The 24,575-nt window shown below is 39.0% G+C and carries 23 protein-coding genes; 17 read left to right on the top strand and 6 right to left on the bottom strand.

The annotated features are described in order from the left end of the window. Nucleotides 1-291: 291 nt before the first annotated feature. Together F6K15_RS38255 and F6K15_RS10805 are read left to right on the top strand one after the other, a co-directional pair. Nucleotides 292-387 carry an element excision factor XisI family protein gene (locus F6K15_RS38255; RefSeq protein ID WP_363267751.1) on the top strand — a complete coding sequence of 32 codons (96 nt, stop codon included), beginning with the start codon at nucleotides 292-294 and terminating at the stop codon, nucleotides 385-387. Continuing rightward, complete coding sequence (locus F6K15_RS10805) at nucleotides 387-1,295, top strand: DMT family transporter (RefSeq protein ID WP_293060615.1); 909 nt, start codon at nucleotides 387-389, stop codon at nucleotides 1,293-1,295. The genes F6K15_RS38255 and F6K15_RS10805 overlap by 1 nt, the downstream gene beginning before the upstream one ends. 619 nt (nucleotides 1,296-1,914) lie before the next feature. Here the strand turns inward: F6K15_RS10805 and nifT are convergent. The 5 genes from nifT to cysE form a co-directional block, all read right to left on the bottom strand. Continuing rightward, a complete protein-coding gene (gene nifT, locus F6K15_RS10800) occupies nucleotides 1,915-2,115 on the bottom strand; it encodes a putative nitrogen fixation protein NifT (protein WP_124143216.1) in 201 nt (66 codons plus the stop codon). After that, entirely contained in the window at nucleotides 2,115-2,381 is a 267-nt protein-coding gene (locus tag F6K15_RS10795) for a nitrogen fixation protein NifZ (protein WP_293060611.1), read from the bottom strand. The genes nifT and F6K15_RS10795 overlap by 1 nt, the downstream gene beginning before the upstream one ends. A 371-nt stretch (nucleotides 2,382-2,752) precedes the next feature. Then, entirely contained in the window at nucleotides 2,753-2,983 is a 231-nt protein-coding gene (locus F6K15_RS10790; protein WP_293060609.1) for a DUF2949 domain-containing protein, read from the bottom strand. Nucleotides 2,984-3,069: 86 nt separating this feature from the next. Then, on the bottom strand, nucleotides 3,070-3,342 hold the full coding sequence (locus F6K15_RS10785; protein WP_293060607.1) for an Asr1405/Asl0597 family protein: 273 nt from the start codon (nucleotides 3,340-3,342) through the stop codon (nucleotides 3,070-3,072). Between the two features lie 12 nt (nucleotides 3,343-3,354). After that, nucleotides 3,355-3,963 carry a serine O-acetyltransferase gene (gene cysE / locus F6K15_RS10780; RefSeq protein WP_293060839.1) on the bottom strand — a complete coding sequence of 203 codons (609 nt, stop codon included), beginning with the start codon at nucleotides 3,961-3,963 and terminating at the stop codon, nucleotides 3,355-3,357. A gap of 1,545 nt (nucleotides 3,964-5,508) precedes the next feature. Between cysE and nifB the strand changes: the two genes are divergently transcribed. The 5 genes from nifB (at nucleotide 5,509) to nifD (ending at nucleotide 12,693) form a co-directional block, all read left to right on the top strand. Further along, nucleotides 5,509-6,891 (top strand): nitrogenase cofactor biosynthesis protein NifB, encoded by a 1,383-nt coding sequence (gene nifB / locus F6K15_RS10775; RefSeq protein WP_363267700.1) that lies wholly within the window; start codon nucleotides 5,509-5,511, stop codon nucleotides 6,889-6,891. 394 nt (nucleotides 6,892-7,285) lie between these two features. Beyond that, complete coding sequence (gene nifS / locus F6K15_RS10770) at nucleotides 7,286-8,488, top strand: cysteine desulfurase NifS (RefSeq protein ID WP_293060603.1); 1,203 nt, start codon at nucleotides 7,286-7,288, stop codon at nucleotides 8,486-8,488. A gap of 416 nt (nucleotides 8,489-8,904) precedes the next feature. Continuing rightward, entirely contained in the window at nucleotides 8,905-9,780 is an 876-nt protein-coding gene (nifU, locus tag F6K15_RS10765) for a Fe-S cluster assembly protein NifU (RefSeq protein ID WP_293060601.1), read from the top strand. A 379-nt stretch (nucleotides 9,781-10,159) separates the two neighbouring features. Next, nucleotides 10,160-11,050, top strand: a complete 891-nt coding sequence (gene nifH / locus F6K15_RS10760) for a nitrogenase iron protein (protein WP_293060599.1) — start codon at nucleotides 10,160-10,162, stop codon at nucleotides 11,048-11,050. Nucleotides 11,051-11,238: 188 nt separating this feature from the next. Further along, the gene (nifD, locus tag F6K15_RS10755; protein WP_293060597.1) at nucleotides 11,239-12,693 is read left to right on the top strand and encodes a nitrogenase molybdenum-iron protein alpha chain; all 1,455 of its coding nucleotides are present in this window, start codon (nucleotides 11,239-11,241) and stop codon (nucleotides 12,691-12,693) included. On the opposite strand, the gene F6K15_RS10750 is transcribed toward nifD, so the two are convergent. Next, complete coding sequence (locus F6K15_RS10750) at nucleotides 12,686-12,904, bottom strand: hypothetical protein (RefSeq protein ID WP_293060595.1); 219 nt, start codon at nucleotides 12,902-12,904, stop codon at nucleotides 12,686-12,688. The genes nifD and F6K15_RS10750 overlap by 8 nt on opposite strands. A gap of 15 nt (nucleotides 12,905-12,919) precedes the next feature. Between F6K15_RS10750 and nifK the strand changes: the two genes are divergently transcribed. The 10 genes from nifK (at nucleotide 12,920) to modA (ending at nucleotide 23,852) form a co-directional block, all read left to right on the top strand. Then, nucleotides 12,920-14,458: a nitrogenase molybdenum-iron protein subunit beta gene (gene nifK, locus F6K15_RS10745; protein WP_293060593.1), complete on the top strand. Its 1,539-nt coding sequence runs from the start codon at nucleotides 12,920-12,922 to the stop codon at nucleotides 14,456-14,458. A 179-nt stretch (nucleotides 14,459-14,637) separates the two neighbouring features. Beyond that, nucleotides 14,638-14,814 carry a hypothetical protein gene (locus F6K15_RS10740; protein ID WP_293060591.1) on the top strand — a complete coding sequence of 59 codons (177 nt, stop codon included), beginning with the start codon at nucleotides 14,638-14,640 and terminating at the stop codon, nucleotides 14,812-14,814. A 784-nt stretch (nucleotides 14,815-15,598) separates the two neighbouring features. Beyond that, a complete protein-coding gene (locus F6K15_RS10735) occupies nucleotides 15,599-18,406 on the top strand; it encodes a bifunctional nitrogenase iron-molybdenum cofactor biosynthesis protein NifEN (protein WP_293060589.1) in 2,808 nt (935 codons plus the stop codon). A gap of 560 nt (nucleotides 18,407-18,966) precedes the next feature. After that, nucleotides 18,967-19,386: a nitrogen fixation protein NifX gene (gene nifX / locus F6K15_RS10730; protein ID WP_293060587.1), complete on the top strand. Its 420-nt coding sequence runs from the start codon at nucleotides 18,967-18,969 to the stop codon at nucleotides 19,384-19,386. A 4-nt stretch (nucleotides 19,387-19,390) separates the two neighbouring features. Further along, nucleotides 19,391-19,864 (top strand): NifX-associated nitrogen fixation protein, encoded by a 474-nt coding sequence (locus F6K15_RS10725; protein ID WP_293060585.1) that lies wholly within the window; start codon nucleotides 19,391-19,393, stop codon nucleotides 19,862-19,864. A 201-nt stretch (nucleotides 19,865-20,065) separates the two neighbouring features. Next, on the top strand, nucleotides 20,066-20,377 hold the full coding sequence (nifW, locus tag F6K15_RS10720) for a nitrogenase-stabilizing/protective protein NifW (RefSeq protein ID WP_293060583.1): 312 nt from the start codon (nucleotides 20,066-20,068) through the stop codon (nucleotides 20,375-20,377). A 13-nt stretch (nucleotides 20,378-20,390) separates the two neighbouring features. Next, nucleotides 20,391-21,158, top strand: coding sequence for a HesA/MoeB/ThiF family protein (locus tag F6K15_RS10715; protein ID WP_293060581.1), 768 nt, complete (start codon nucleotides 20,391-20,393; stop codon nucleotides 21,156-21,158). 309 nt (nucleotides 21,159-21,467) lie between these two features. After that, nucleotides 21,468-21,818, top strand: coding sequence for an iron-sulfur cluster assembly accessory protein (locus tag F6K15_RS10710; RefSeq protein WP_293060579.1), 351 nt, complete (start codon nucleotides 21,468-21,470; stop codon nucleotides 21,816-21,818). Nucleotides 21,819-22,024: 206 nt separating this feature from the next. Continuing rightward, nucleotides 22,025-22,342, top strand: a complete 318-nt coding sequence (locus tag F6K15_RS10705) for a 2Fe-2S iron-sulfur cluster-binding protein (protein WP_293060577.1) — start codon at nucleotides 22,025-22,027, stop codon at nucleotides 22,340-22,342. Nucleotides 22,343-23,036: 694 nt separating this feature from the next. After that, nucleotides 23,037-23,852 (top strand): molybdate ABC transporter substrate-binding protein, encoded by an 816-nt coding sequence (modA, locus tag F6K15_RS10700; RefSeq protein WP_293060575.1) that lies wholly within the window; start codon nucleotides 23,037-23,039, stop codon nucleotides 23,850-23,852. Nucleotides 23,853-24,575 lie beyond the last annotated feature (723 nt).

The following is a 24,575-nucleotide window of genomic DNA, read 5'->3' as shown; positions in this document are numbered from 1 at the left end:
ATAGCAATGTGCGCTGGCTTATGTACAAATGATAGGAACTGTCTAATAACTAAAAGTCTTATATTATCAGTTTTTTATTCCTCCTGTTCCCTCTCTTGGTCAGCATTCCCTCTCTTGGTGCCCTACCAGATGCGACTGTCGTCGTCGCGGGGTCTGACCGCTTGCGTCTATCGCCGACGCGGGGTCGCACCGCTGTTACCTATTGCCTGTTGCCTGCGCACAGCGCTATATCGAGAAAATGTCAAAAAAATTATTACCGATTATAGTTAATATAAACCATATTATGGAGAGATAGAAGTACAAGTTATTTTTGATGAAGAACGAGACCATTATCAACTTATAAATGTAAGTTGGCACGGCAATATACGAGTACGGACTACCAAATAATGGAACTGTGGATAACTAATTTTCAAGGGGAACTAGCAGCATTAACCGGTGCATTTTTATGGGCAGCATCCTCCGCAGCTTATAGCTTACTTGGACAAAAAATATCTCCCCTAAAATTAAATTTATTCAAAGGTTTAATAGCGATCGCCCTGATTTTTCTAACTTTAATTATTAGTAACAAACTTCAGACAGAAGTAAACCCAATTACTATTAATTTATTTATGATTAGCGGTATTCTTGGTATTGGTTTAGGAGATACTGCCTTTTTTTCTGCCCTCAAAAATATGGGTGCAAGAAGAACTCTGCTAATGGAAACTTTATCTCCTCCCATGACAGCTTTATTAGCTTTAATTTTCTTAGGAGAACAATTAACTTTTGGTGCTTGGTGTGGAATTTTCATTACAGTTGGAGGTGTAGCTTGGGTAATCTCAGAAAGAACTCCCGGTACAGCAATTAGTAATGTTAATATCAAACAAGGAATACTCTGGGCAATATTCGCGGCAATAGCTAATTCTAGTGGTGCAGTTATCTCTCGTTTTGCTTTACTTTCCTCAGATATTAATCCTTTATTAAGTACATTATTTCGTTTAATTGGAGGAACAATTATTGTTATTTTGTTGTTATTTTTTCAGAAAAAAAAGCAGGATAAATTAGAAAATTTCAACTGGTCAATTAAACTCATAGGAGCAATTTTTATTACAGCTTTTAGCAGCACTTATTTAGGTATTTGGCTACAGCAAACTTCCCTCAAATTTTCTCCCGCAGGTATTGCTCAAACTCTCTTAGCTACCAGTCCAATATTTATAATTCCCATTGCTGCTCAAATGGGAGAAAAAATAAGTATTAGGTCAGTTTTAGGAGTATTAGTTGCAGTAATAGGAGTTAGTTTACTATTCACTCTTCAGTAATTATAGTAGAAGGAAGAAGGAAGAAGGAGAAGTCTTACGTTCTCTGAGTTTTAAACTAGCGATTATTAGCCAGTGGCGTGTTAATTAGGGTTTGCTGGATAAATCTAAAAGCATTGACATATAAAGAAAAGTGCCTTTTTGGGATCTTTAAAAAGTGCGCCTGTTTCAGTCTAAAACGCTCAAAAAGTTAGTATTTTACGCTCATAGTTGGGCAGAAAAATCTTAGGACAATTCTTAATACCAATTCCCATGCATTAATGCTATACTTGAGTAACAATTCAGTTATTAAGTAATTAACACAAGTCTAATAACTTTTTTGCTAATTTTAGCTAAGTTAATGTTAATTATTCTTATGTTTACTTCTCCCTCACTCTCCTACTCAATAAAATGTAGAAAAGTTTTTGAGAAATGGTATTACTCCTATCTCCTCGCTCATTCTCATTTCTCCTGTCTCCTGTCTCCTACCCCTACTAAAAGACTTTTTCAGCAAACCCTAATTATTAATTATTAATTATTAATTATTGAATACTCCCTGTTCCCTGTAAAAAAAAACCACCAAATAAGAGATAAATCTCATTTGGTGGCTACACAATAAGGAGTAACTATGGAAAGGAAACTTTTAGTTTAATCTCTTAGCATCGATAGTTAGAGGTAGTTTTTCTGGTTGGTCTTTCGGAATAGATAATTCCCAACCATTTGTTAAAGTTAAAACTTTAATATCTCCATCAATTTTTTGTGAAACAACTTCTTCTTCCAAATCTTTTTTAGCAACATAAACTTCTAAATTTCCTGCTGCATTATTTCGTAAGATTACTTTCATTAATTTTCCTCTACAACTTCTATTTCATTTTTACGACAACCGATAATCATTCCTTTTTTAATAAAATGTACGGAATAAATATAAAATTTTTGTAAGAAGGTGCCTATGCCACAAATATAACCGACCTCTCCCCCTTCCAAAAGAATGTCACCTCGATTTTTTCCAGGGAAAGTACCATCATTACGAATTATTTTGCGAACTTTTACTTTTTGTTCCAATTCAAATACTGGTGGTCCATCTAATTCGATCGCCTCATCTAATTTCATGTAGCTGCCTCCCTAATACTGAGCTAAATATTATCTTTTCTGTGGCGGGTTTAATACCCGAGCGTCATTTCAGTTATCAGTTATCAGTTATCAGTCAACGGGGGTGCTTAAAATTGTTTGGGGTTATCAGACACGAAGTGGCGTGTTGAAGACCATCCCCCATGCAATTTTCCCTTCTGCCTTCTGCTTTCTGCCTTCTGCCTTCTGCCTTCTTCAAGACATATCAATTATTGGAAAAAAAGTAGCTATGGCTTCTTTGTCTAGGATAGTATAAAGTTACATTCAAGCAAAATCTAAAAGTATTTATCATTATTAAACATTGGTTTATCAATGAGAAAGCTTTTATTTAGATAAACTTTATAATTCATCTTTTAACTAATTGGTCGATCATAGCAGAAAGTACTGCTATCGTAAGACTCATGCCAATCAAAAATTTGTTGCAGTTGTTGGAGAGAAATCATGCCAAACTTCCAGAGAATCATTGGTAGAGGTCCACAAGAAGCTTCACTGTGTTTCCTTGCTACAGAAATAGCTGCGGCAGAAATAGCTAATTCTTCCTGCAAAAAATTAAGAAATAGAGTTGTTTTGCGATCGCCTTCCATAGTTATTATCCTTAAGTATTAAACTAATAGGTAATAGACAAGGAAAACAACTCCATATCTATTACCAATGAAAATTGTTCATTAAATCAATGGTTGTATTTAGGAAAAACTTCCATTTGCCAACATCTTTCTAACCAGTCCACTAACTCTTTGCGAGGAGCAACAAATTGCTTAACAATGCTGTGGACAAGAATAGCATCGGTTAAATTATTAATTTCTACTAATAACTCACCGCTAGTAGGACACCAACTATTAATCATTAGTTCTTGTAAGCGCTGATGAACGAACCAACGATCGATTTGAGAAAGATTCACAACTGTAATCAAGTCTTGAGGGTTAGGATTATGATTGCTATACATCGTTGTCATTCCTTAGTGTTGCAGATAAAGGTTTGCAATTGTTTGTTCTAGTTGCTCAATTCTGTCAAGTAAAGCGCGAGTTACGGTAGCTTGTGTATCTGGTAACCGTCCATGTTCAAGAGGTCCAACTCGTTCGCCAGATTTAGAAACAATTCGACCAGGTATACCGACAACGGTGCATTCAGAAGGAACGTCATTCAATACAATTGAACCAGCACCTATGCGGACATTATCTCCGATATTGATATTACCTAGTACTTTAGCACCAGCACCAACTACAACATTTTTGCCAATAGTGGGATGGCGTTTACCAATTTCTTTTCCCGTACCACCAAGGGTGACACCTTGATAAATTAAAGAATATTCTCCAATGATTGCAGTTTCACCAATAACTACTCCCATGCCATGATCGATAAATACTCCCTGTCCAATTGTTGCCCCAGGATGAATTTCAATTCCTGTTAAAAACCGTCCAAGATGGGAAATTAAACGTGGAATTAGAGAAATGCTCTGAAGATGTAACCAATGAGCGAGACGATGTAGTACTAGAGCGTGCAAACCAGGATAGCAACATAAGACTTCAACCCAGTTGCGTGCTGCGGGGTCTCGCTCAAAGATCATTCTAAAATCTGTTAAGATTGTATCTAGCTCTGGGAAGGTAAAATATTTATACCAAAACCTATGACGACGAGAGGAAGAAAGGTCTCTACCTGATTCTAGTGGTAGATTTTGTTGAGCAGTTTCAGTATTAGCTTTGAGTTTGAATTGAGACCTAAAGTTACCTTGGCTTTTTTTGGAATTAGAAGTGTTAGTTTTATTAGGTAATGTACAAGTATTTCTAGTTAGTAAGGTGGTCATGGGTTAAATAGGGGGTTCCGTGTTTGACAAGGACGTTTGCTTTTCAATTTTTATATCAAGTGCCTTGTAAACTACTAACCAATATTTAACGGTCAATCTTTATTAAATATATTAGTCTGGTACTCAACAGACTGAAAATGACCGTACATAGATGTTTGAAATATATTTTGGGGTATAGGTGCTAGTATTTTTTGTAGCGTGTACGAGTATTTAATGAATAATGTACTAGCATTTTTGTACTCAAGGTTGATGCTTGTGTGTCAGCAGGTTTGAAGTTTTTAAGGGGGGTTGATGCTGAAATTGAAACTTGTACTCAACTTATAGTTTAACTCATAATTCTGGTGAAAAGATTAAAAAAAAGATTAAAAATTATCTACTTAATTCTGAAAAAACTGCTAAATTTTTTACAAAAGCTAACAAGTTGCATTTTTATTTTTAGCTACAGAAAATTGAAAATATTTCTCAGGACAAAGCATTGAAACTTACTTACATTAATCCTGAAAAACTGCTAAATTTTTTACAAAAGCTAATAAAGTTGTATTTAGTATTTGGCCAAATAAAAATGTTAAGGAAATTGGTCATATTTCTCAGGATTTTGTTAATGTAGATTACTCTAAAGTGCAGTTGTATTAAATCTGGATGATTAGTAACGAAAAGCTTTATTCCTGACAACTTTACTCCTTTTTTTCTGCATTCTCTCTGTCAATCTTGAAAATCATTGTCAAACTTTAAAGAATAATTAAGATAAATCTAGCCTACTTGCCAAAAATTGATACATTGTATACAGTAAGAAAAGGTTGAGTTGAATAAGGGGTGTATGAGTACAGGACTATTGAGGCAAAAGTTAGGGTTAAAAAAGCAGTTAAATTATTGATATATATAGGTTTTATAACGAGTACATAAAACTCCGTACCATTACCCCATAAATACTTGTACCCCACTTAAAAAATACAAGTACCTATACCCCAATAAAAAAATTAGATACTTCGATTTGATTTGAATTATTAGATGATACAAATCTGAGTACAAAACTAATGATCGTAATCAATACTAATGGGGGTTGTTGAAAGTAGCAGTTTAAAGGCCACTGATATAAAAACTATAACGCCGGACACCTATAACCGCAGACGGAAAATAACCGTCCCAGGAAACAAAGTGTATCGACGCGAGTAATCCGTCACCCACGGCGACAGCTACCCAACAATAGTGGAAACTTAGATGTTACAGCCAACAGAACTATCTTCCCAACCAACAGTAGACAGCTTCGCAAAAACCACGAAAAGCACGGAAAAGAAATCCGGAGGCTGCGTGTCAAAGGGTTGCGGAACTACTACCGAACAGCAACTTCCCGCCAGTATTCAAGAGCGCGTTGCTAACCATCCTTGCTACAGTCAAGAAGCGCATCACCATTATGCGAGGATGCACGCTCCAGTTGCACCAGCTTGCAACATTCAATGTAATTTTTGTAACCGTAAATACGACTGCGCCAACGAAAGTCGTCCCGGTGTAGTTAGCGAACTGCTAACTCCTGAAGAAGCAGCTCATAAAGCTCTAGTAATTGCAGGTAAAATTCCCCAAATGACTGTTATGGGAATTGCCGGACCAGGAGACCCATTAGCGAACCCAGAGAAAACATTCCGCACTTTTGAGCTTGTAGCTGAGAAAGCACCAGATATCAAGCTTTGCTTGTCAACCAATGGTCTAGCTTTACCCGATCATATAGATCGACTCAAAGCACTCAACATTGACCACGTTACTTTAACGATTAATATGGTTGACCCTGAAATCGGGGTAAAGATTTATCCTTGGGTTCATTATCGCCGGAAACGTTACAGAGGAATTGAAGGGGTAAAAATTCTGCATCAAAGGCAAATGGAATCCCTAGACTTACTCAGAGAAGCTGATATTCTCTGCAAAGTTAACTCAGTAATGATTCCTGGCATCAATGATGAGCATTTAGAAGAAGTAAATAAAATTGTTCGTTCTAAGGGTGCATTCATTCACAATATTATGCCTCTGATTTCTTCACCAGAGCACGGCACTTACTTTGGCCTAAATGGTCAGCGTGGCCCAACTACTGAAGAATTAAAAACATTGCAAGACAAATGTGATGTAGGTGGCATGAAAATGATGCGCCACTGCCGTCAATGTCGTGCAGATGCAGTTGGTCTGTTAGGTGAAGACCGCAGTAAGGAATTCACAAAAGAAGCAATCATGGAGATGACTCCAGAATATGACTTGGAAAAGCGTAAAGAATTCCATGCTGGCATTGAAGGTTTCCGCAATAAATTAGCAACAGCTAAAGCAGAAACTCAGGTAAAAGAAGCAGTTGCTGAAGCTGGTCCTCCTATACTGTTAGCAGTAGCAAGTAAGGGTAATGGATTAGTTAATCAACACTTCGGTCATGCTAAAGAGTTTATGATTTATGAAGTTGATGGTGTGAAAGCTAGATTTATTGCTCACCGCAAAGTTGACCACTATTGCTTAGGTGGTTATGGTGAAGAAGGCAGTTTGGAGAATATCATCAAAGCAATTTCTGATTGCAAAGCTGTGCTGGTTTCTAAAATTGGTGAGAGTCCTAAAGAAAAGGTACTTGATGCAGGAATAGATGTAGTAGAGAGCTATGATGTAATTGAAACAGTTGCTTTAGATTTCTACAAGCAATTCATACAACTACTACAACCTGCATAGGTAAACGGAATTCAGAATTCAGTAGGGGCGAATGCCATTCGCCCGTACAGAAGTTAGAAGTTAGAAGTTATAGGCTAAAAACTTTAGTTTCAGGCAATTATTTGACATTAGCTTACAGCAGATTTCAGGTAAATGAGGTACACATAAGAATGGTAAAGTTTTCCAGTGCGGGCATCTTGCACGCAATAACATCTTGCACGCAATAACATCTTGCCCGCGACTGGTGTACCTTACTAATATGAAATACGCTGTAAAACTCAAGCAATGGAAGATGTTTCCTTCTTCTTTCTTCCCTCTTCCTTCTGCAGCTTAAAACTCAAGCAATGGAAGATGTTTCCTTCTTCCTTCTTCCTTCAACATCTCTACAACAATCACCTCAAGTATTTAGTCAGCTATGCAACAAAACATTTATCTCGATAACAATGCTACTACCAAAGTAGATGATGCAGTGCTAGCGGAAATGCTGCCTTACCTGAGTCAGTTTTATGGTAACCCCTCTAGTATGCACACTTTTGGCGGACAAGTTGGTAAAGCTGTGAGAAAAGCGCGATCGCAAGTTGCAGCTTTATTAGGTGCCCAGGATACAGAAATTATCTTTACCAGTTGTGGTACTGAGGGTGATAATGCAGCAATTCGAGCTGCTCTCACTGCCCAACCAAATAAACGGCATATTATTACTACTCAGGTAGAACACCCAGCAGTTTTGAATCTGTGCAAGCATTTGGAAAAGCAGGGTTATACCGTTACTTATCTGTCAGTAGATAGCCAAGGAATGATAGATTTACTTGAGCTGGAAGCTGCTATTACAGGTGATACTGCCTTAGTCTCGGTTATGTACGCCAATAATGAAACAGGCGTGATTTTCCCCATAGAAAAAATAGGGCAGATAGCTAAGGAATATGGTGCGCTATTTCATGTTGATGCGGTGCAGGTAGCAGGGAAAATTCCCCTGGATATGAAGAATAGCACTGTAGATATGCTGGCTATTTCTGGTCACAAATTGCACGCACCCAAGGGTATTGCTGCTTTGTATGTACGTCGTGGTACTCGGTTCCGTCCGTTATTAATTGGCGGACATCAGGAACGCGGTCGCCGTGCTGGTACGGAAAATGTGCCTGGTATTATTGCTCTGGGTAAAGCTTGTGAATTGGCACAGGAGCATTTAGCACATATCGACCGGGAACGGGAACTGCGCGATTATTTGGAGAACGGTATTCTTGCTGCTATTTCTGATTGTGCTGTTAATGGTCATCCTATTGAAAGGTTGCCTAATACTACTAATATTGGCTTCAAATTTATTGAGGGAGAAGCAATATTGCTGCATTTGAACCATTATGGTATCTGTGCTTCTTCTGGTTCTGCTTGTACTTCTGGGTCTTTGGAACCATCTCATGTTTTGCGGGCAATGGGTCTGCCGTACACAATTTTGCATGGCTCAATTCGTTTCTCTTTATCACGTTACACAACCCGCCAAGAGGTTGAGGAAGTGTTAGCAGTGATGCCTACTATTGTGGAGCGTCTCCGGGCTTTATCACCCTTTAAAAATGACCAAGCTAATTGGTTGCAAGAGCGACAAGAGGCAACTGTACAATCCTAAAATTTACAATATTTTAAGGATTGCTACACTTTTATTTACGCTACAAAAATGTAGCAAAAATAACAGAAAAACTCTGTTGATTCCGCAACAATCATTGTATAGCTTAAAGAGGGGTATATCTCACGCTAATAACTCACAAAATTGTAGCAGTATTAACAGAAAAAATCTTCCTTAACCTAGAACATAAATAATATAGTTTCTAGGGGTGGTGAGTAACTTTAAATATTGATTACTTGAGGAAAAAAATTAAGGAAAAAAGGGTTGCTTGAATATAAAAAATGTGCAATACTAATAATATCAAGTTTTACCCACCTCCTAAAAATAATAAATTATTGCTCTACAAACTGAGTAGTAATCTTCAAGAAAAAGCGCAACTTTCATCAGTAAAACTTAGGGTGTTCTAAACAATAAGGGCTATGTGGGAATATACTGAAAAAGTAATGGACTTGTTCTATAACCCCCAAAATCAAGGAACCATTACAGACCAGAAAGAAGGGGAAAAGGTAGTTAGCGGTGAGGTAGGAAGTATAGCGTGTGGAGATGCTCTCAGCCTACACCTCAAAGTTAATGAAGCCTCCGGCGAAATCTTAGATGCAAAATTTCAAACCTTTGGCTGTGCTAGTGCGATCGCTTCATCTTCTGCTCTGACAGCAATGCTCAAAGGCAAAACCATAGACGAAGCCATGAAGATTAAAAACCAGGATATCGCGGGATACCTGGGAGGGCTGCCAGAAGAAAAAATGCACTGTTCGGTTATGGGAGAGGAAGCATTAGAAGCAGCAATATTTAAGTACAAAGGTATTGAAGTAGAAGTTCACGAAGAAGACCACGAAGGAGCATTAGTTTGTAGCTGTTTCGCGATTACCGAAAACAAGATTAAGCGAGTAATTCGGGAAAACAACCTCAAAACAGCGGAAGAAGTAACAAACTATGTGAAGGCAGGTGGTGGTTGTGGTTCTTGTCTGGCAGATATTGACGATCTAATCGCATCGGTTTACGAAACGCCAGAACCTACAGCAAAACACATTCCTACAACTACAAAACCAGCCAGCAAACTAACAAATCTACAAAAAATTACATTAATTCAACAAGTATTAGAACAAGAAGTGAGACCTGTTCTCGCGGAAGATGGAGGAGATGTTGAGCTGTTCGATGTAGATGGCGATCGCGTGCTAGTCACACTAAAAGGAGCCTGTGGTTCTTGCAGTAGTGCAATGGCGACACTAAAAGGAGCGATCGAAGCTACATTAAAAGAACGAGTAAGCGAAAGTCTTATAGTAGAAGAAGCGTAAAACAGTTAGCAGTTAGCAGCTATCAAGGTTCAACGTTTGAAATAAATTAACTGTTGACTGATGATGAGTAAAACTTAAAATCATGCTAACTACAGCGACAAATAACAAATAACAACGGGTGCATTAATGACAAATATATACACGCAGGTTATGCCTGCTCAAGCTTTAGGGCGAGCGCCTCCGGGCACTCAATGTTGCTGCTAAATACACACTGTTCTTACACGAACAAAATTAATATATGAATGCGATCTGTAAAACCAAAAGCCCTAGAAAACAGCAGCTATATATCAAACACAAACTCTAAGGAAACTTTTACAGAATCAAAATCACATTCATTCAAATTCAAGTCAAACATACTAACAAAAAGGAGAAATCTATCATGCGTCAGATTGCATTTTACGGAAAAGGCGGTATCGGTAAGTCCACTACTTCTCAGAACACTCTAGCTGCAATGGCTAACCGTCACGGTCAGAGAATCATGATCGTAGGTTGTGACCCTAAAGCTGACTCAACTCGTTTAATCTTAAACGCTAAAGCTCAAACTACTGTACTTCACGTTGCTGCAGAGCGCGGTGCAGTTGAAGACGTAGAACTAGACGAAGTATTGAAAGATGGTTTTGCTGGAATCCGTTGCGTAGAGTCTGGTGGTCCTGAGCCTGGAGTTGGTTGTGCAGGTCGTGGTATTATCACTGCTATCAACTTCCTAGAAGAAGAAGGCGCTTATGCAGATCTAGATTTCGTAAGCTACGACGTACTAGGTGACGTTGTTTGCGGTGGATTTGCAATGCCTATCCGTGAAAACAAAGCTCAAGAAATCTACATCGTATGTTCCGGTGAAATGATGGCAATGTACGCTGCTAACAACATCGCTCGTGGTGTTCTTAAGTATGCTCATGCTGGTGGTGTACGTTTAGGTGGTTTAATCTGCAACAGCCGTAAAGTTGACCGTGAAGTTGAGTTAATCGAGAACTTAGCAGCTCGTTTGAACACTCAAATGATTCACTTCGTACCTCGTGACAACGTTGTACAACGCGCTGAAATTCGTCGTATGACTGTTGAACAATACTCTCCAGAAGATAACCAAGCTCAAGAGTATGATACATTAGCTCAGAAGATCATCAACAACGACAAACTAACTATTCCTACTCCTCTAGAAATGGATGAATTAGAAGAGTTGTTAATTGAGTTCGGTCTATTAGGTGACGAAGACGATCGTCAGAAGCAAATTGCAGCACAAGATGCAGCTTTAGCAGCAGAAAAGAAAGCTTAAGTAAGCTGAAAATATTTTAGCACAAAAGTGGGGGTGTGCAGAGCGCACCCCATCTCAAGACACAAGTAGTAGTGAGTCTTGTATTAATTAATTTGTAGGGGCAGGTTTTGCAGACAGTAAAAAAGCACCTGCCCCCGCTAATACAAAACTCAAACACTAAATCAAATATCCGAAAGGAGATATGTAACATGACATCTGAAAAAATCGAACAGAACAAACAGTTAATTCAAGAAGTCTTAGATGCTTATCCAGAGAAAGCTGCTAAGAGACGGAAAAAGCACCTCAACGTTCTAGAAGAAGGATCTGACTGTGGCGTTAAGTCCAATGTTAAATCAGTTCCTGGTGTAATGACAACTCGTGGTTGTGCATTTGCTGGAGCAAAAGGGGTTGTTTGGGGTCCTGTTAAGGACATGGTTCACATCAGTCACGGTCCTGTTGGTTGTGGTTACTACTCCTGGGCAGGTCGTCGTAACTACTACAACGGTGTAACTGGTGTTGATACCTTCGGTACAATGCAATTCACTTCCGATTTCCAAGAAAGAGACATCGTTTTTGGTGGAGACAAGAAACTCGCCAAAATTATGAACGAAATCGAAGATTTATTCCCTCTAAATGCTGGTATCACAATTGAATCTGAGTGCCCAGTAGGTCTAATTGGAGATGACATCGAAGCAGTAGCTAAGAAAGCTGCTAAAGAACTCAACAAGCCAGTTGTACCAGTACGTTGCGAAGGTTTCCGTGGTGTTTCTCAGTCATTAGGTCACCACATTGCTAACGACACAGTACGTGACTGGGTATATGAGCCATCTGCCAAGATCACTAACGAAGATATCGGCTTTGAAACTACTCCTTATGACGTATCCTTAATCGCTGATTACAACATCGGTGGTGACGGTTGGAGTTCTCGTCTATTATTAGATGAAATCGGTTTAAGAGTAGTTAGCCAAGCAACAGGTGATGGTACTTACAACGAAGTATTCATGGCTCCTAGAGTGAACCTCAACCTCATTCACTGCTACAGATCCATGAACTACATCTGCCGTTACATGGAAGAGGAGTATGGTATACCCTGGACTGAATTCAACTTCTTTGGTCCTACTCAAATTGCTAAGTCTCTACGGAAGATTGCTTCTTACTTCGACGATACAATCAAAGAAAACACAGAGAAAGTAATTGCTCGCTACCAAGAACAAGCTGATGCAATAATTGCTAAGTATCGTCCTCGTTTAGAAGGCAAGAAAGTAATGATGATGGTTGGTGGTTTACGTCCACGTCACGTTATTCCAGCTTTCGACGATTTAGGAATGGAAGTTATCGGTACTGGTTATGAGTTCGGTCACGGTGATGACTACAAGCGTACTGCTGAATATGCTCAAGAAGGTACTCTAATCTATGATGACGTTAGTGGATATGAGTTCGAGGAATTCGCTAAGAAATTAAAGCCCGACTTAATTGCTTCTGGTATTAAAGAGAAGTATGTATTCCAGAAGATGGGTATGCCATTCCGTCAAATGCACTCTTGGGATTATTCTGGTCCTTATCACGGTTATGACGGATTCGCTATCTTCGCTCGTGACATGGATCTAGCTCTCAACAGCCCAACTTGGAACCTAATCAAGGCTCCTTGGAAGCAAGCTAGCTAATAGAAGTCAGAAGTTGTAGGGGCGAATGGCATTCGCCCTCACTCGATTTGCTTTTGGCTTTGAAGATAAATTTGGTTAGGTAATGGGGTGATGCCATCACTACAGCAACCCCAATATACAAACAAAAGATTTGACTAGGAACTGGGAGTGAGAAGTTGTAGAAGTTCTTCTTCCTTCTTCCTTCTTCCCTCTTCCTTCCGAACAATACCATAGAGGAATAAACACCATGAGTCAGAATGTAGACAAAATCAAAGATCACTTTCAACTTTTCCAAGAACCAGAATACCAAGAAATGTTCGAGCGGAAGAGAGAATTTGAAGGCGGTCCTTCCAAGGAAGAAATAAAAAAAGTTAGTGAGTGGACAAAGACTTGGGAATATCGCGAAAAGAACTTTGCTCGTGAAGCTCTAACTATCAACCCTGCTAAAGCTTGTCAGCCTTTAGGTGCTATCTTTGCAGCAGCAGGTTTTGAAGGAACTCTACCTTTTGTACATGGTTCTCAAGGATGTGTTGCTTACTTCCGTTCTCACTTAACTCGTAACTACAAAGAGCCATTCCAAGCAGTTTCCTCTTCTATGACTGAAGATGCTGCGGTATTTGGTGGTCTCAAGAACATGACTGATGGTTTGGCAAACTCTTATGCTTTGTACAAGCCAAAAATGATTGCTCTTTGTACTACTTGCATGGCAGAGGTAATTGGAGATGACTTAGGTTCATTCATCACTACCTCCAAGCAGCAAGGTGCAGTTCCTGAAGATTTCCCAGTTCCTTTTGCTCACACTCCTAGCTTTGTTGGTTCTCATATCACAGGCTATGACAATATGCTCAAGGGTATTCTGGTAGCTCTAACTGAAGGTAAGAAGGCAGAAACCGATAATGGTAAAATCAACTTCATCCCTGGTTTTGACCCTTACATTGGTAACATCCGGGATTTGAAGGACATTCTATCTTTAATGGATGTTCCTAGCACTATTTTAGCTGACAATGCTGAGAGCTTTGATTCTCCTAACTTGGGTGAATTCAAGATGTACAATGGTGGTACAACTCTAGAAGAAGGTGCTGATTCTATCAATGCTAAGGCTACTATCTCCTTCCAGAAATATTCCACTCCTAAGACTCTAGAGTACCTAGAAGAAAAAGGCGGTCAAACTACAGCTACATATCGTCCTATTGGTATCCGTGGTACTGATGAGTTCTTAATGGCGTTGTCTGAATTGACTGGTAAGGCTATTCCTGAAGAGCTAGAAATTGAGCGTGGTCGTGCAGTTGATGCTATTACTGACTCTCAAGCTTGGTTACACGGCAAGCGCATCGCTATCTACGGCGATCCTGACCATGTATTGGGCTTGTTGAACTTCACTCTAGAGTTAGGTATGCAGCCAGTTCACGTTGTTGTGACTAATGGTAACGTTGCTGGTTTTGAAGAAGAAGCTAAGGAATTGTTAGCTAATGATCCTAACGGTCAAGAAGCTACTGTTTGGATCGGTAAGGACTTATGGCACCTACGTTCACTGTTGGATACTGAGCCAGTTGATTTGTTGATTGGTAACTCTTATGGTAAGTTCCTCCAACGTGATACTGGTACTCCATTAGTACGTATCGGCTATCCTATCTTCGATCGCCACCACCAGCACCGTTATTCTATCTTAGGATATAAGGGCGCATTCAATCTACTCAACTGGATCGTTAATACTATCCTCGATGAGTTAGACCGTGGTAGCATGGAATTAGGTGTTAACGATACATCTTTTGACTTGATTCGTTAATCCATATTAACCATATAGTTTTTGTAGGGGCAAATGGCAGTTTGCCCCTACAATTGGTTTGACAGATCATTAGGGGTAAGTTATGATAGACCTTCTATATTAAAAAGCATTAAAAAGCTATTTGAACGTCATAGAGAACGAAGTCCTCTTACAGAAGGTGTGATTAATCAATATGGGCAATGGAGTACGAGCAAGACCCAAAAGACATTCTAGATATTTCTCAAGAACACACAATAGTTTGTAGTGAAGAATTAGGTAATAAATATAAAGACTTAAACTTAGCAGAATTACTACTTAAATCCGAACAAGAAATTAAAGCCTTAGCTAAAATGAAACCAACTGTATACACAGCCTAAACTACCACCGAAGATTGGTAGGTTGGGTTAAGCGCTAGCGCAACCCAAAAACAAGTTCGACACTTACCGAAAAATTGGGTTTAAAGCCTCGCCCATAAGCGGGCGACTTTTTATTTGCAAGTAAATTGAATATATGCTACAGTACTAACAGTTGCCGGGGGGCACGCCTCCTCCGGAGGAGCTACGCTAACGGAAACTCGTGCGCGGACGTGGAGGCAAGCATAAGACTACTGTCAAAGTAGCAGCAGCCTAAGAAGCGTCAACCCGCCGAAGAGCTACGGCTCAGTAGGAATCTCCGTGCCTTTAGGCCGGAGAGGATGTCAAAAACATTATCTTGATATACTCACTATATAAAATCATCAATAATAAAAATTTGTTCTTCTTAAGCAGCCATCTTGTAGGGTGCGTTAATGAAATGTAACGCACCGCCATCCCAACAAATATTTCGGTGCGTTACGCTTTCGGTGCGGAATGCTGCGCAAACGCTAACTATCCCCAACAAATATTTCGGTGCGTTACGCTTTGCTAAAACACCCTACTGGACTGACACTATCCCCAACAAATATTTCGGTACGTTACGCTTTCGGTACAAAATGCTGCGCAAACGGTAATACACCCTACCGAACTCACCTCATCTGTACATCCGTGCCATAATCTGTGTGAGCGCAACTCAACCTAAAAAATGATAACTTCTATACAAAACTAATAATAAAAATTTGTAATCATAATATTAAATACTATATCCCCGCTCCAAAGTAGTACATAAAAATAGAGAATTAATAACATGGCTATGATGACCCCAGGCAAAGTTGCCGAACTGATGAATGAGCCAGGTTGCGAACACAACCACAAACACAAAAACGGAGATAAAAAACAAAAAGGCTGTCAACAACAAGCAACTCCTGGAGCAGCTCAGGGAGGTTGCGCTTTTGATGGAGCTAGTATTGCCCTAGTCCCTATTACAGATGCAGCTCACTTAGTTCATGGGCCTCTTGGTTGTTCTGGTAACTCCTGGGGAACTCGTGGTAGTCTTTCCTCTGAAGCTCATCTCTACAAAATGGGTTTCACCACTGACATGGGTGAAAATGACATTATCATGGGTGGTGAGAAAAAATTACTTAAGGCGATCGCCGAACTCAAAAAACGCTACCAACCTCCAGCGGTATTTGTCTACGCTACTTGCGTGACTTCCTTAATTGGAGATGACTTGGAAACAGTTTGTAAAGTCGCTACCAAAAAATTAGAACTTCCGGTCATTCCCGTCAACTCCCCTGGTTTCATCGGTAGTAAAAATTTAGGCAACCGAGTTAGTGCTGAAGCATTATTAGACCATGTAGTTGGTACTTCCGAACCAGAATTTACCACACCCTACGATATTAACCTCATCGGCGAATATAATATTGCGGGTGAAATGTGGGCAATGCTACCCCTGTTTGAAAAACTTGGCATTAGGGTATTGTCAAAAATCACCGGAGATGCTACCTACAAAGAAATTTGTTACGCCCACCGTGCCAAACTCAACGTGATGATCTGCTCCAAAGCTATGATCAATATGGCACGGAAAATGGAGGAGAAATACGGCATTCCTTACATTGAAGAATCTTTTTATGGTGTTGCTGATATTAACAACTGCCTCAGAAATATTGCTGCCAAAATTGGTGATGCTGACCTGCAAGAACGCACGGAAAAACTCATTGCCGAAGAAACAGCAGTTCTCCAAGAAATATTAGAACCCTATCGTCAACGTTTGAAAGGTAAAAGAGTTGTACTTTACACGGGTGGGGTTAAAAGTTGGTCTATTATTTCGGCGGCTCAAGATTTAGGGATGGATGTGGTCGCCACTAGCACTAAGAAAAGTACTGAAGAAGACAAAGCAAAAATCAAAGAATTATTGGGCAAAGATGGTATTTTGTTAGAAAAGGGGAATGCTGAAATTCTGCTGAAAGTCATTGCTGACACAAAAGCTGATATGCTCATCGCAGGAGGTCGTAACCAATATACCGCCCTCAAAGCGAGAATTCCGTTTTTGCACATTAACCAAGAACGTCATCATCCTTATGCTGGATATCATGGCACGATCGAAATGGCAAAGGAATTAGATGAAGCACTCCATAGTCCAGTTTGGGAACAAGTGCGACAACCTGTACCTTGGTTAGAAGAATGTCAGATAGATGATGTTTTGGCAGTAGAAACTTTACCAAGTCTGACTAATATTCCCCCTGCAACAGTCAATTTTCCGAAAAAATCATTATCCACAAATCCTCTGAAACTCAGTCAACCTTTGGGTGCTGCTTTAGCTTACTTGGGAATTAAGGGGATGATGCCACTGTTCCACGGAACTCAAGGTTGTACTGCTTTTGCCAAGGTATTGTTGGTTAATCACTTCCAGGAAGCTGTACCTTTATCTACTACTGCTATGAGTGAAGTGACAACTATTTTGGGAGGGGAGGATAACGTTGATAAGGCGCTTTTGACTCAGGTGGAAAAGTCAAAACCAGAAGTTATTGGTTTGTTGACTACTGGTTTAACGGAAACCAGGGGCGATGATATAGAGCGTATTCTCAAGAAATTTAGGGAAGACCATCCAGAGTTAGATGAATTGCCTATATTAAATGTTTCTAGTCCAGATTATAAGGGGTCCGCTCAGGATGGTTTTGCTGCTACGGTAGAACGTATAGTAGCTTATGATTATGGCGAACCTATTCCCACAGAAGCTAAAAAACCTTTCATTACAATTTTAGCAGGTTCTTGTCTTGCCCCTGGAGATGTGCAGGAAGTCAAAGATATTGTAGAAGGTTTTGGCTTAATTCCCATAGTTGTACCGGACTTATCTCAATCTTTGGACGGACATTTAATTGATGATATTTATAGTTCCACCAGTTCTGGCGGTACTACAGTAGAGGAGTTGCGTAATTTACGTCATTCAGCTTTCACTTTTGCTATTGGGGAAAGTTTGCGGAATGCTGCTCAGATATTAGAAGAAAAATTTGGCACTCAATATCAAGTGTTCCCTCGGTTGACAGGTTTGGGTGCTGTAGACAGTTTCATCTTAAAATTGTCTCAACTAATTGTTTCTCGTACTGACCCCCACTTAGATAAAGGTTGTGAAGTGCCTGCAAAATACCAACGCCAACGTCGGCAGTTACAAGATGCGATGCTGGATACCCACTTCTATTTTGGTCATAAGCAGATTTCTATTGCTCTGGAACCAGATTTACTTTGGGCAACAAGTTGGTTTTTACGAGAAATGGGAGCAGATATTAAAGCTGCCGTAACAACTACGCGATCGCCTTTATTGGAAAAGCTGCCCACAGAGAATGTGATAATTGGTGACTTGGGAGACTTGGAAGAAGTAGCATCAGGTTCAGATTTGTTGATTACCAACTCTCATGGTAAGCTAATATCTGAGAAATTAGGTATCGAGCTATATCGGATGGGAATGCCAATTCACGATCGCCTCGGTAATGGTCAACGTTGTTATGTGGGTTATCGTGGTACAATGAATTTATTATTTGACATTGGTAATATTTTCTTAGAGCAAGAAGAATCGAAAATTCATACCAATGATTATTCATTATTGTCAATAAGTTAGGAGTCAGGAGTCAGAAGTCAACCCACCCCTCGCCCCTCCCCCTCCCAACCCACCCCTAACCCCTCCCAGGAGGGGAAGGGAAGTCAGGAGAAATGGCAATTATAGAGGAAGTAGTTGGAAGAATATTCCCTTGATTTTTCTGTAATTATTCTGCTCAAAATGCTAAATTTTTGAACCTAAGCAACCTAAAAACTCAGACTTTTTGATACCTAAAAAAGCTAGAAGTTCTATCTGTAAAAGCTTTGATTATTAATCGGCAAGCTCTACATTACAGCGGTTTTCATTTCAGTAGACCACAGTAGGGGCGAATGGCATTTGCTAACGCAAAGCTCCGCTAACGCCCTTACAAGGTTTTCGTTATGACCATGTGGTTTATCAATCTGAAAAGCGCTGTATAAATAAAAAATAACAATAAACCGGGTTTTTGAACCTGATAATTAATATCACCAAATTTCAGAGAAAAACCAGGTTTATGAAGCGCTTCAAAACAAGTTTGTTATCAAGAACTAATGGTGATTTACTATTAGTTTTTGCTACATACAACAAGGAGGAAAACAACGATGAAAGTTGCATTTGCAACAAGTGATTTTGTTCATATAGATGGTCATTTTGGTTCTTCTAAACAAATGGCTTTATATGAAGTTGATGACAAAGGATACGAAACTCTAGAGCCACTTGTTTTTAGTGGTAATCTCAATCAAGATGCTAGCAAACAAGAAAAACTAGATAAACTACACGCTAAAGTTGAAGCTTTGCTCGACTGTACAATAGTTTATGTACTAGAAATTGGTGGTCCAGCAGCAGGTCGTTTAATCAACAAAAAAGTGACCCCTATGAAATCCAAATCTCCAGAAGACAAAATTACCGATCTTCTGGACAGATTAGTAGAAACATTAAAAGGTAGTCCTCCCCCCTGGCTCAGAAAAGCTTTACAAAAAACTTCTGAATCTGACTTAGAAGCTGTACTTGAAGAGGTGTAAAACTATGACTGTTCAAACAGAAACAACAACAACAACAACTGACATTTATTCCGCTCCTTTTATTAAGGAATTAATTAGAGCAGTTCAAGCTCAAGATTCTTATGGAGTATATAAGTCTTGGTCTCCTGAATTAATTATCAAGCCTTATATTGTTAGTAAGCAAGAAAAACGCCAAATTTCCACAGAAGAAGAAGTTAATCCGATGACTTTAGCTCGGATTAAATTATTCTACAATGCAATAGCAACTTGCATTGAATTAGAAACCAATCAAATTATGCAAGTAGTTATTAGTATCAACCATGAAGGATTTGGTTGGGCACTTGTATTTTGTGGTCGTCTTTTGGTAGTTTCTAGAACTTTACGGGATGCTCAACGTTTTGGGTTTACTTCTCTGGAAAAATTAGAAGATGAAGGAGAAAAAATGGCTCAAGCAGGGATTGAATTGGTGAAAAAATATAAGGAAGTTTGTAAACTCTAAGCAGTAATTTTTTCTGAAAATTCAGAGGGGTTAAGTTAGATTATATTTTGTAAATATCTAACAACCTCTCTCCCCAAAATAAGAGTATTTTTTTTTGCGCAAAAATATTAAAAAAAATTGAAAGTAGACGCAAAAAAAAGATTTGTGCCTATAATACAAAATAGAAATAGCTACTACTGAATTAATTTAGGGTTCATCATAATGAAGACATTAACAGATTTCCAAAAGCTCGTAGATGCAGAAGACTTCCTCAGCTTTTTTGACATTCCCTACGACCAAACAGCAGTCAACGTAAATCGCCTCCATATATTAAAAATGTTTTCTGGAGCAATTGCAGAAGTTGACGGAAAAACAGGACTAGCAGAAGCTGAAAAATTGACAGCATATAAAACAGCATTAGAGTCAGCTTATCAAACTTTCTTAACATCTAGCGCTCAAGAACAAAAAGTATTTCCAGTATTTCAACAAGAACATAAAGATGTAGTTAAATTAACAGAAATTACTGCTGAGTAAGGAGCAAAAAAATTTGTTCGACCTCACACCCAAAGAATTAGAACGTTATAGTCGCCAAATGATGCTTCCAGGTTTTGGTGAAGAAGCACAACAACGACTCAAATCAACTACAGCAGTAGTAAATGGAGTTGGTGGGTTGGGTGGCACAGTAGCACTGTATTTAGCAGTAGCAGGTGTCGGGAAGCTGATTTTAGTCCGAGGTGGGGAACTACGACTTGATGACATGAATCGTCAAATCTTGATGACAGATGATTGGGTGGGTAAGCTGCGAGTAGACAAAGCTAAAGAAACTCTATCTGCCATTAACCCAGATGTTGAAATTGAAGCTGTACCTGAATATGTCACTGCTGAAAATGCAGACACATTAGTACAGTCAGCAGATATTGCTCTCGACTGCGCTCACAACTTTGACGAACGGAATTTACTGAATGCTGCCTGTGTACGTTGGCGCAAACCAATGGTGGAAGCTGCTATGAATAGCATGGAAGCTTATTTAACTACCATAGTTCCTGGTAAAACTCCCTGTTTGTCTTGTCTATTCCCAGAAAAGCCAGAATGGGACCGACGTGGGTTTGGAGTCTTGGGTGTAGTTTCTGGAACACTAGCTTGTCTAGCAGCTTCAGAAGCAATCAAACAAATTACAGGATTTAGTAAACCCCTGTGGTCACAACTGCTGACAATGGATTTGGATGCCATGGAATTCTCTAAACTTCGCCCTTACCATGACCCAGACTGTCCAGTTTGTGGTTCCCTCAGCAGAGAATTAAAAGCTGACTCATAGGAAAAGGTAAAAAATTAACCACAGAAGTTATCACTGCGAACAGTTTATAGTTAAATCTTTGGTTTAGCCTATAAATAGGAAATTCTGAGAAAAGGTGATATTTATACAATATGCTTTCGCGCTGAAACTGAAACTGAAATTTCAAAACTCAGGGTGCAATTCTTCTACTAGCTTATTCTCAGACAGTTCTGTAAAGCGCGATCGCACCGTTCCAGTAATTTCCTAAGTCCATTGCTGAGGCCAGACAACAGGCGGATGTCGCCTATCTGGGTAATTATCGGTAAGTCTAAATTATTTTTCTTCAAAATTATGACTATAAGTTTAACAGAAAAAGCAGCTTCTCAACTTACCAAGTTCCTGAAGGAATCAAATCAAGGCATCCGCATTTCTGTTGTGGATGGTGGTTGCAGTGGTTATGAGTATGCCTTAAATATTGCCAATGCTCCCAAAGCAGATGACTTGCTGCTACACAAAGATAACTTGCAGATTTTTATTGACCCAAAAAGTGCGCCTTTACTAGAAGGAGTTGTAGTTGACTACATTGAGGGTTTAACTGAAAGCGGCTTAAAGTTTATTAATCCCAACGCCACAGAAACTTGTAGTTGCGGAAAGTCTTTCCAAGCAGGAGGATGCACCCCAACAGGAGTACCTTGTAGTTAACTAGCTATCAGCTATCAGCTATCAGCTAAAATCGGCGTGTTTCAGTCCTCCACTATATTTGAAAAAGACCGTGGTGTGGGTTGATGGAGGTAGTACACAACCATCATACGCCTTGAAAGCTAATGGCTGACCGCTGACTGCTGACTGCTATTTTAACAAAGTCTTTTGAGACGAAAGAACAACTAAAAAAAGGAGGATCTTAATTAATGGCTACTTATAAAGTACAGCTAATCAAAGGCAAGAAAAAACAACCCCCAGAAATCGATGTTACTATCGAAGTTGATGATGATCAATATATCCTTGATGTGGTAGAAGAAGAATATTCCGATCTAGAATTTCCTTCTTCTTGTCGCGCCGGGTCTTGCTCTAGCTGTGCTGCAAGAATAGTAGAAGGAAAAGTCGATCAAGAGGATCAAAACTTCTTAGATGACGAGCAGGAAGAAAAAGGGTGGATATTATTATGTGTTGCCAAACCAAAATCTGATTGCGTTATCAAAACTCACCAAGAAGCTTATTTGGTGTAATACCACTGTTCATTAATTGATAATTGATAATGGATAATTGATAATTATCTCTGGTTAAAACCGTTACGGAATTGAATATCAGGAAATATTATTTCTTCTCTTGGTCTATTGGATATGGCGAGGAGACTTCGCCATCCCACCCTTCGGGAAGTTCCGCTAACGACTGCTTTTTTCTCCTTAAAAGGGGAAGCTTTAAACCAGAATTATTTAATTATTAATAATTAATAATTAATTATTCGGTAAATTATCTGATATTTTGCCCTCCTGTAGTTTTTATTTAAGATTATAGGAGGGTAATTTATATGCAGCAGAGAGTCGGGAGTCGGGAATAAAAATAATTTTTCTTGCCTATAATTTTATTTACCGAAAAATTGTGGTTTAAAGCCTCCCCTTTTAAGGGGATAATAAAGAAAAATTTTCATTATTAGTCAATCCTCTTCTTTCAAGGAGAGGTAATTATTCATTATTCATTATTCATTATTCATTGTTGAAAGGACTTATACAAAAGACGAAATTATACACCCTTTGTAGTGGTTAACAGCGGTGTAGGGGTTGACGGCCGTTAACCCCTACCATAAGAGCGCTAATTTTCATGTCTATATCCACATCTGAATTGATTTACTCCGACAAAATTAACAAAAAACCTCTACAATATTAACAATTTTGATGAAAATTAAAAATTGGAGTAATAGGTATGAAAAAAAATCGGATTCTGGTCTTAATTTGTATGGCAATACTTTCTTGTTTATTAACAATTAGTTGTAGCCAAACTAGGGATAATTCATCTTCTGAGTCTACCGCCTCAACAATAAATTTAACAGTTTCAGCAGCAACTAGCCTCAAAGATGCAATGGAAGAAATTAAACCTATTTATGAACAAAAAAATACCAATACTTCTTTAACTTTAAACTTATCTTCTTCCGGTTCTCTGCGACAACAAATTGAACAAGGAGCGCCAGTAGATTTATTTATCTCCGCATCTCCTTCCCATATTAATATTTTGCAAGAAAAAGGTTTAATAATAGAAGAAAGCCGTCGCGAACTCCTGAAAAATCAAATGGTGTTAATAGTTCCTAAAGAAAATACCGCTGCAGTTAACACATTTCAAGACTTAACAAAAGACACTATTAAAAACATATCTATTGGCGAACCAGAAAGCTCTCCCGCAGGAAAATATGCCCAAGAAGTCCTAACCTCTTTAGGTATTTATGAGACTGTTGAACCCAAAATAGTTTTTGCTAAAAATGTGCGTCAAGTCCTTAATTATGTCGCCACAGGAAATGTTGATGCTGGCATTGTTTATCGCACAGATACTAACGCTTCAAACGCAGTAAAAATTGTTGCTAATGCACCTGATGATTCTCATACACCAGTAGTTTATCCCATTGCAGTAATTAAAGATAGTAAAAATATTGAAGTGGCTAAACAATTAGAAGAATTTATGTTTACTCCAGAGGCAAAAACTGTGTTTGAAAAATATGGTTTTATGACACTAAACAAAAATTATTAGAAGAAGGAGTCAGGAGACAGGAGACAGGAGACAGAATTTTAACCGAAAGTCGAGCTGTATTTCGCACAGCATTATCAGTAGATGATGCCACCTGAGCGCGAGGTCGTGGTTGGGCACTTTCGGTTGCTTTAATTGCTCTCCCTTACTACCAGAAAACCAACCCAGTATTTGCAAGCACATCCCGATATACTATTGCTGAAGTCCTTGCCGATCGCCTAGATTGCTGATATAGTGCTACGCGCAAGTCAGAAGTCAGAAGTAATCAGGTTTTTCCTTTAACGAGGTACACAACAGCTTAATAAATTTCGCTAATTATATCATAATTTTGAGCGTTGGTAATAAATAAATTTTTATCTAGGAACCTTTGAAGGAAAGTTCCTATTTTTTTCCCTCAAGAAATCAAATATTTCTCTATCTTGTAGTCAACAAAACAGTTTATGACAGGAAAAAAGATAGAAAATATAAAAATATAAAGTAATTATGGATAGCCACTTATATCATGTCCGGTTGAACAAAAATAAATGACGGAGTCCTCAGGAGTCAACCCACCCCTAACCCCGACCGTGGAGGGGAGAAGAGAAGGAGAAAGTTTTTTGATCACTAATTTCCGGACATGATATTAGACATCTCTAGAAAAGATTCTGGGCGTTGCTGATTCTGGGTATGATGCAAGCCCCCCTAGCCCCCCAATGCGCGGGGGGAATAAAATTCTAAAAGTCCCCC

The sequence above is a fragment of the Okeania sp. SIO2B3 genome (assembly GCF_010672525.1).
GTDB lineage: Bacteria > Cyanobacteriota > Cyanobacteriia > Cyanobacteriales > Microcoleaceae > Okeania.
The sequence above is the reverse complement of the archived record's forward strand: the minus strand, read 5'-3'. Positions and strand labels throughout refer to the sequence as shown.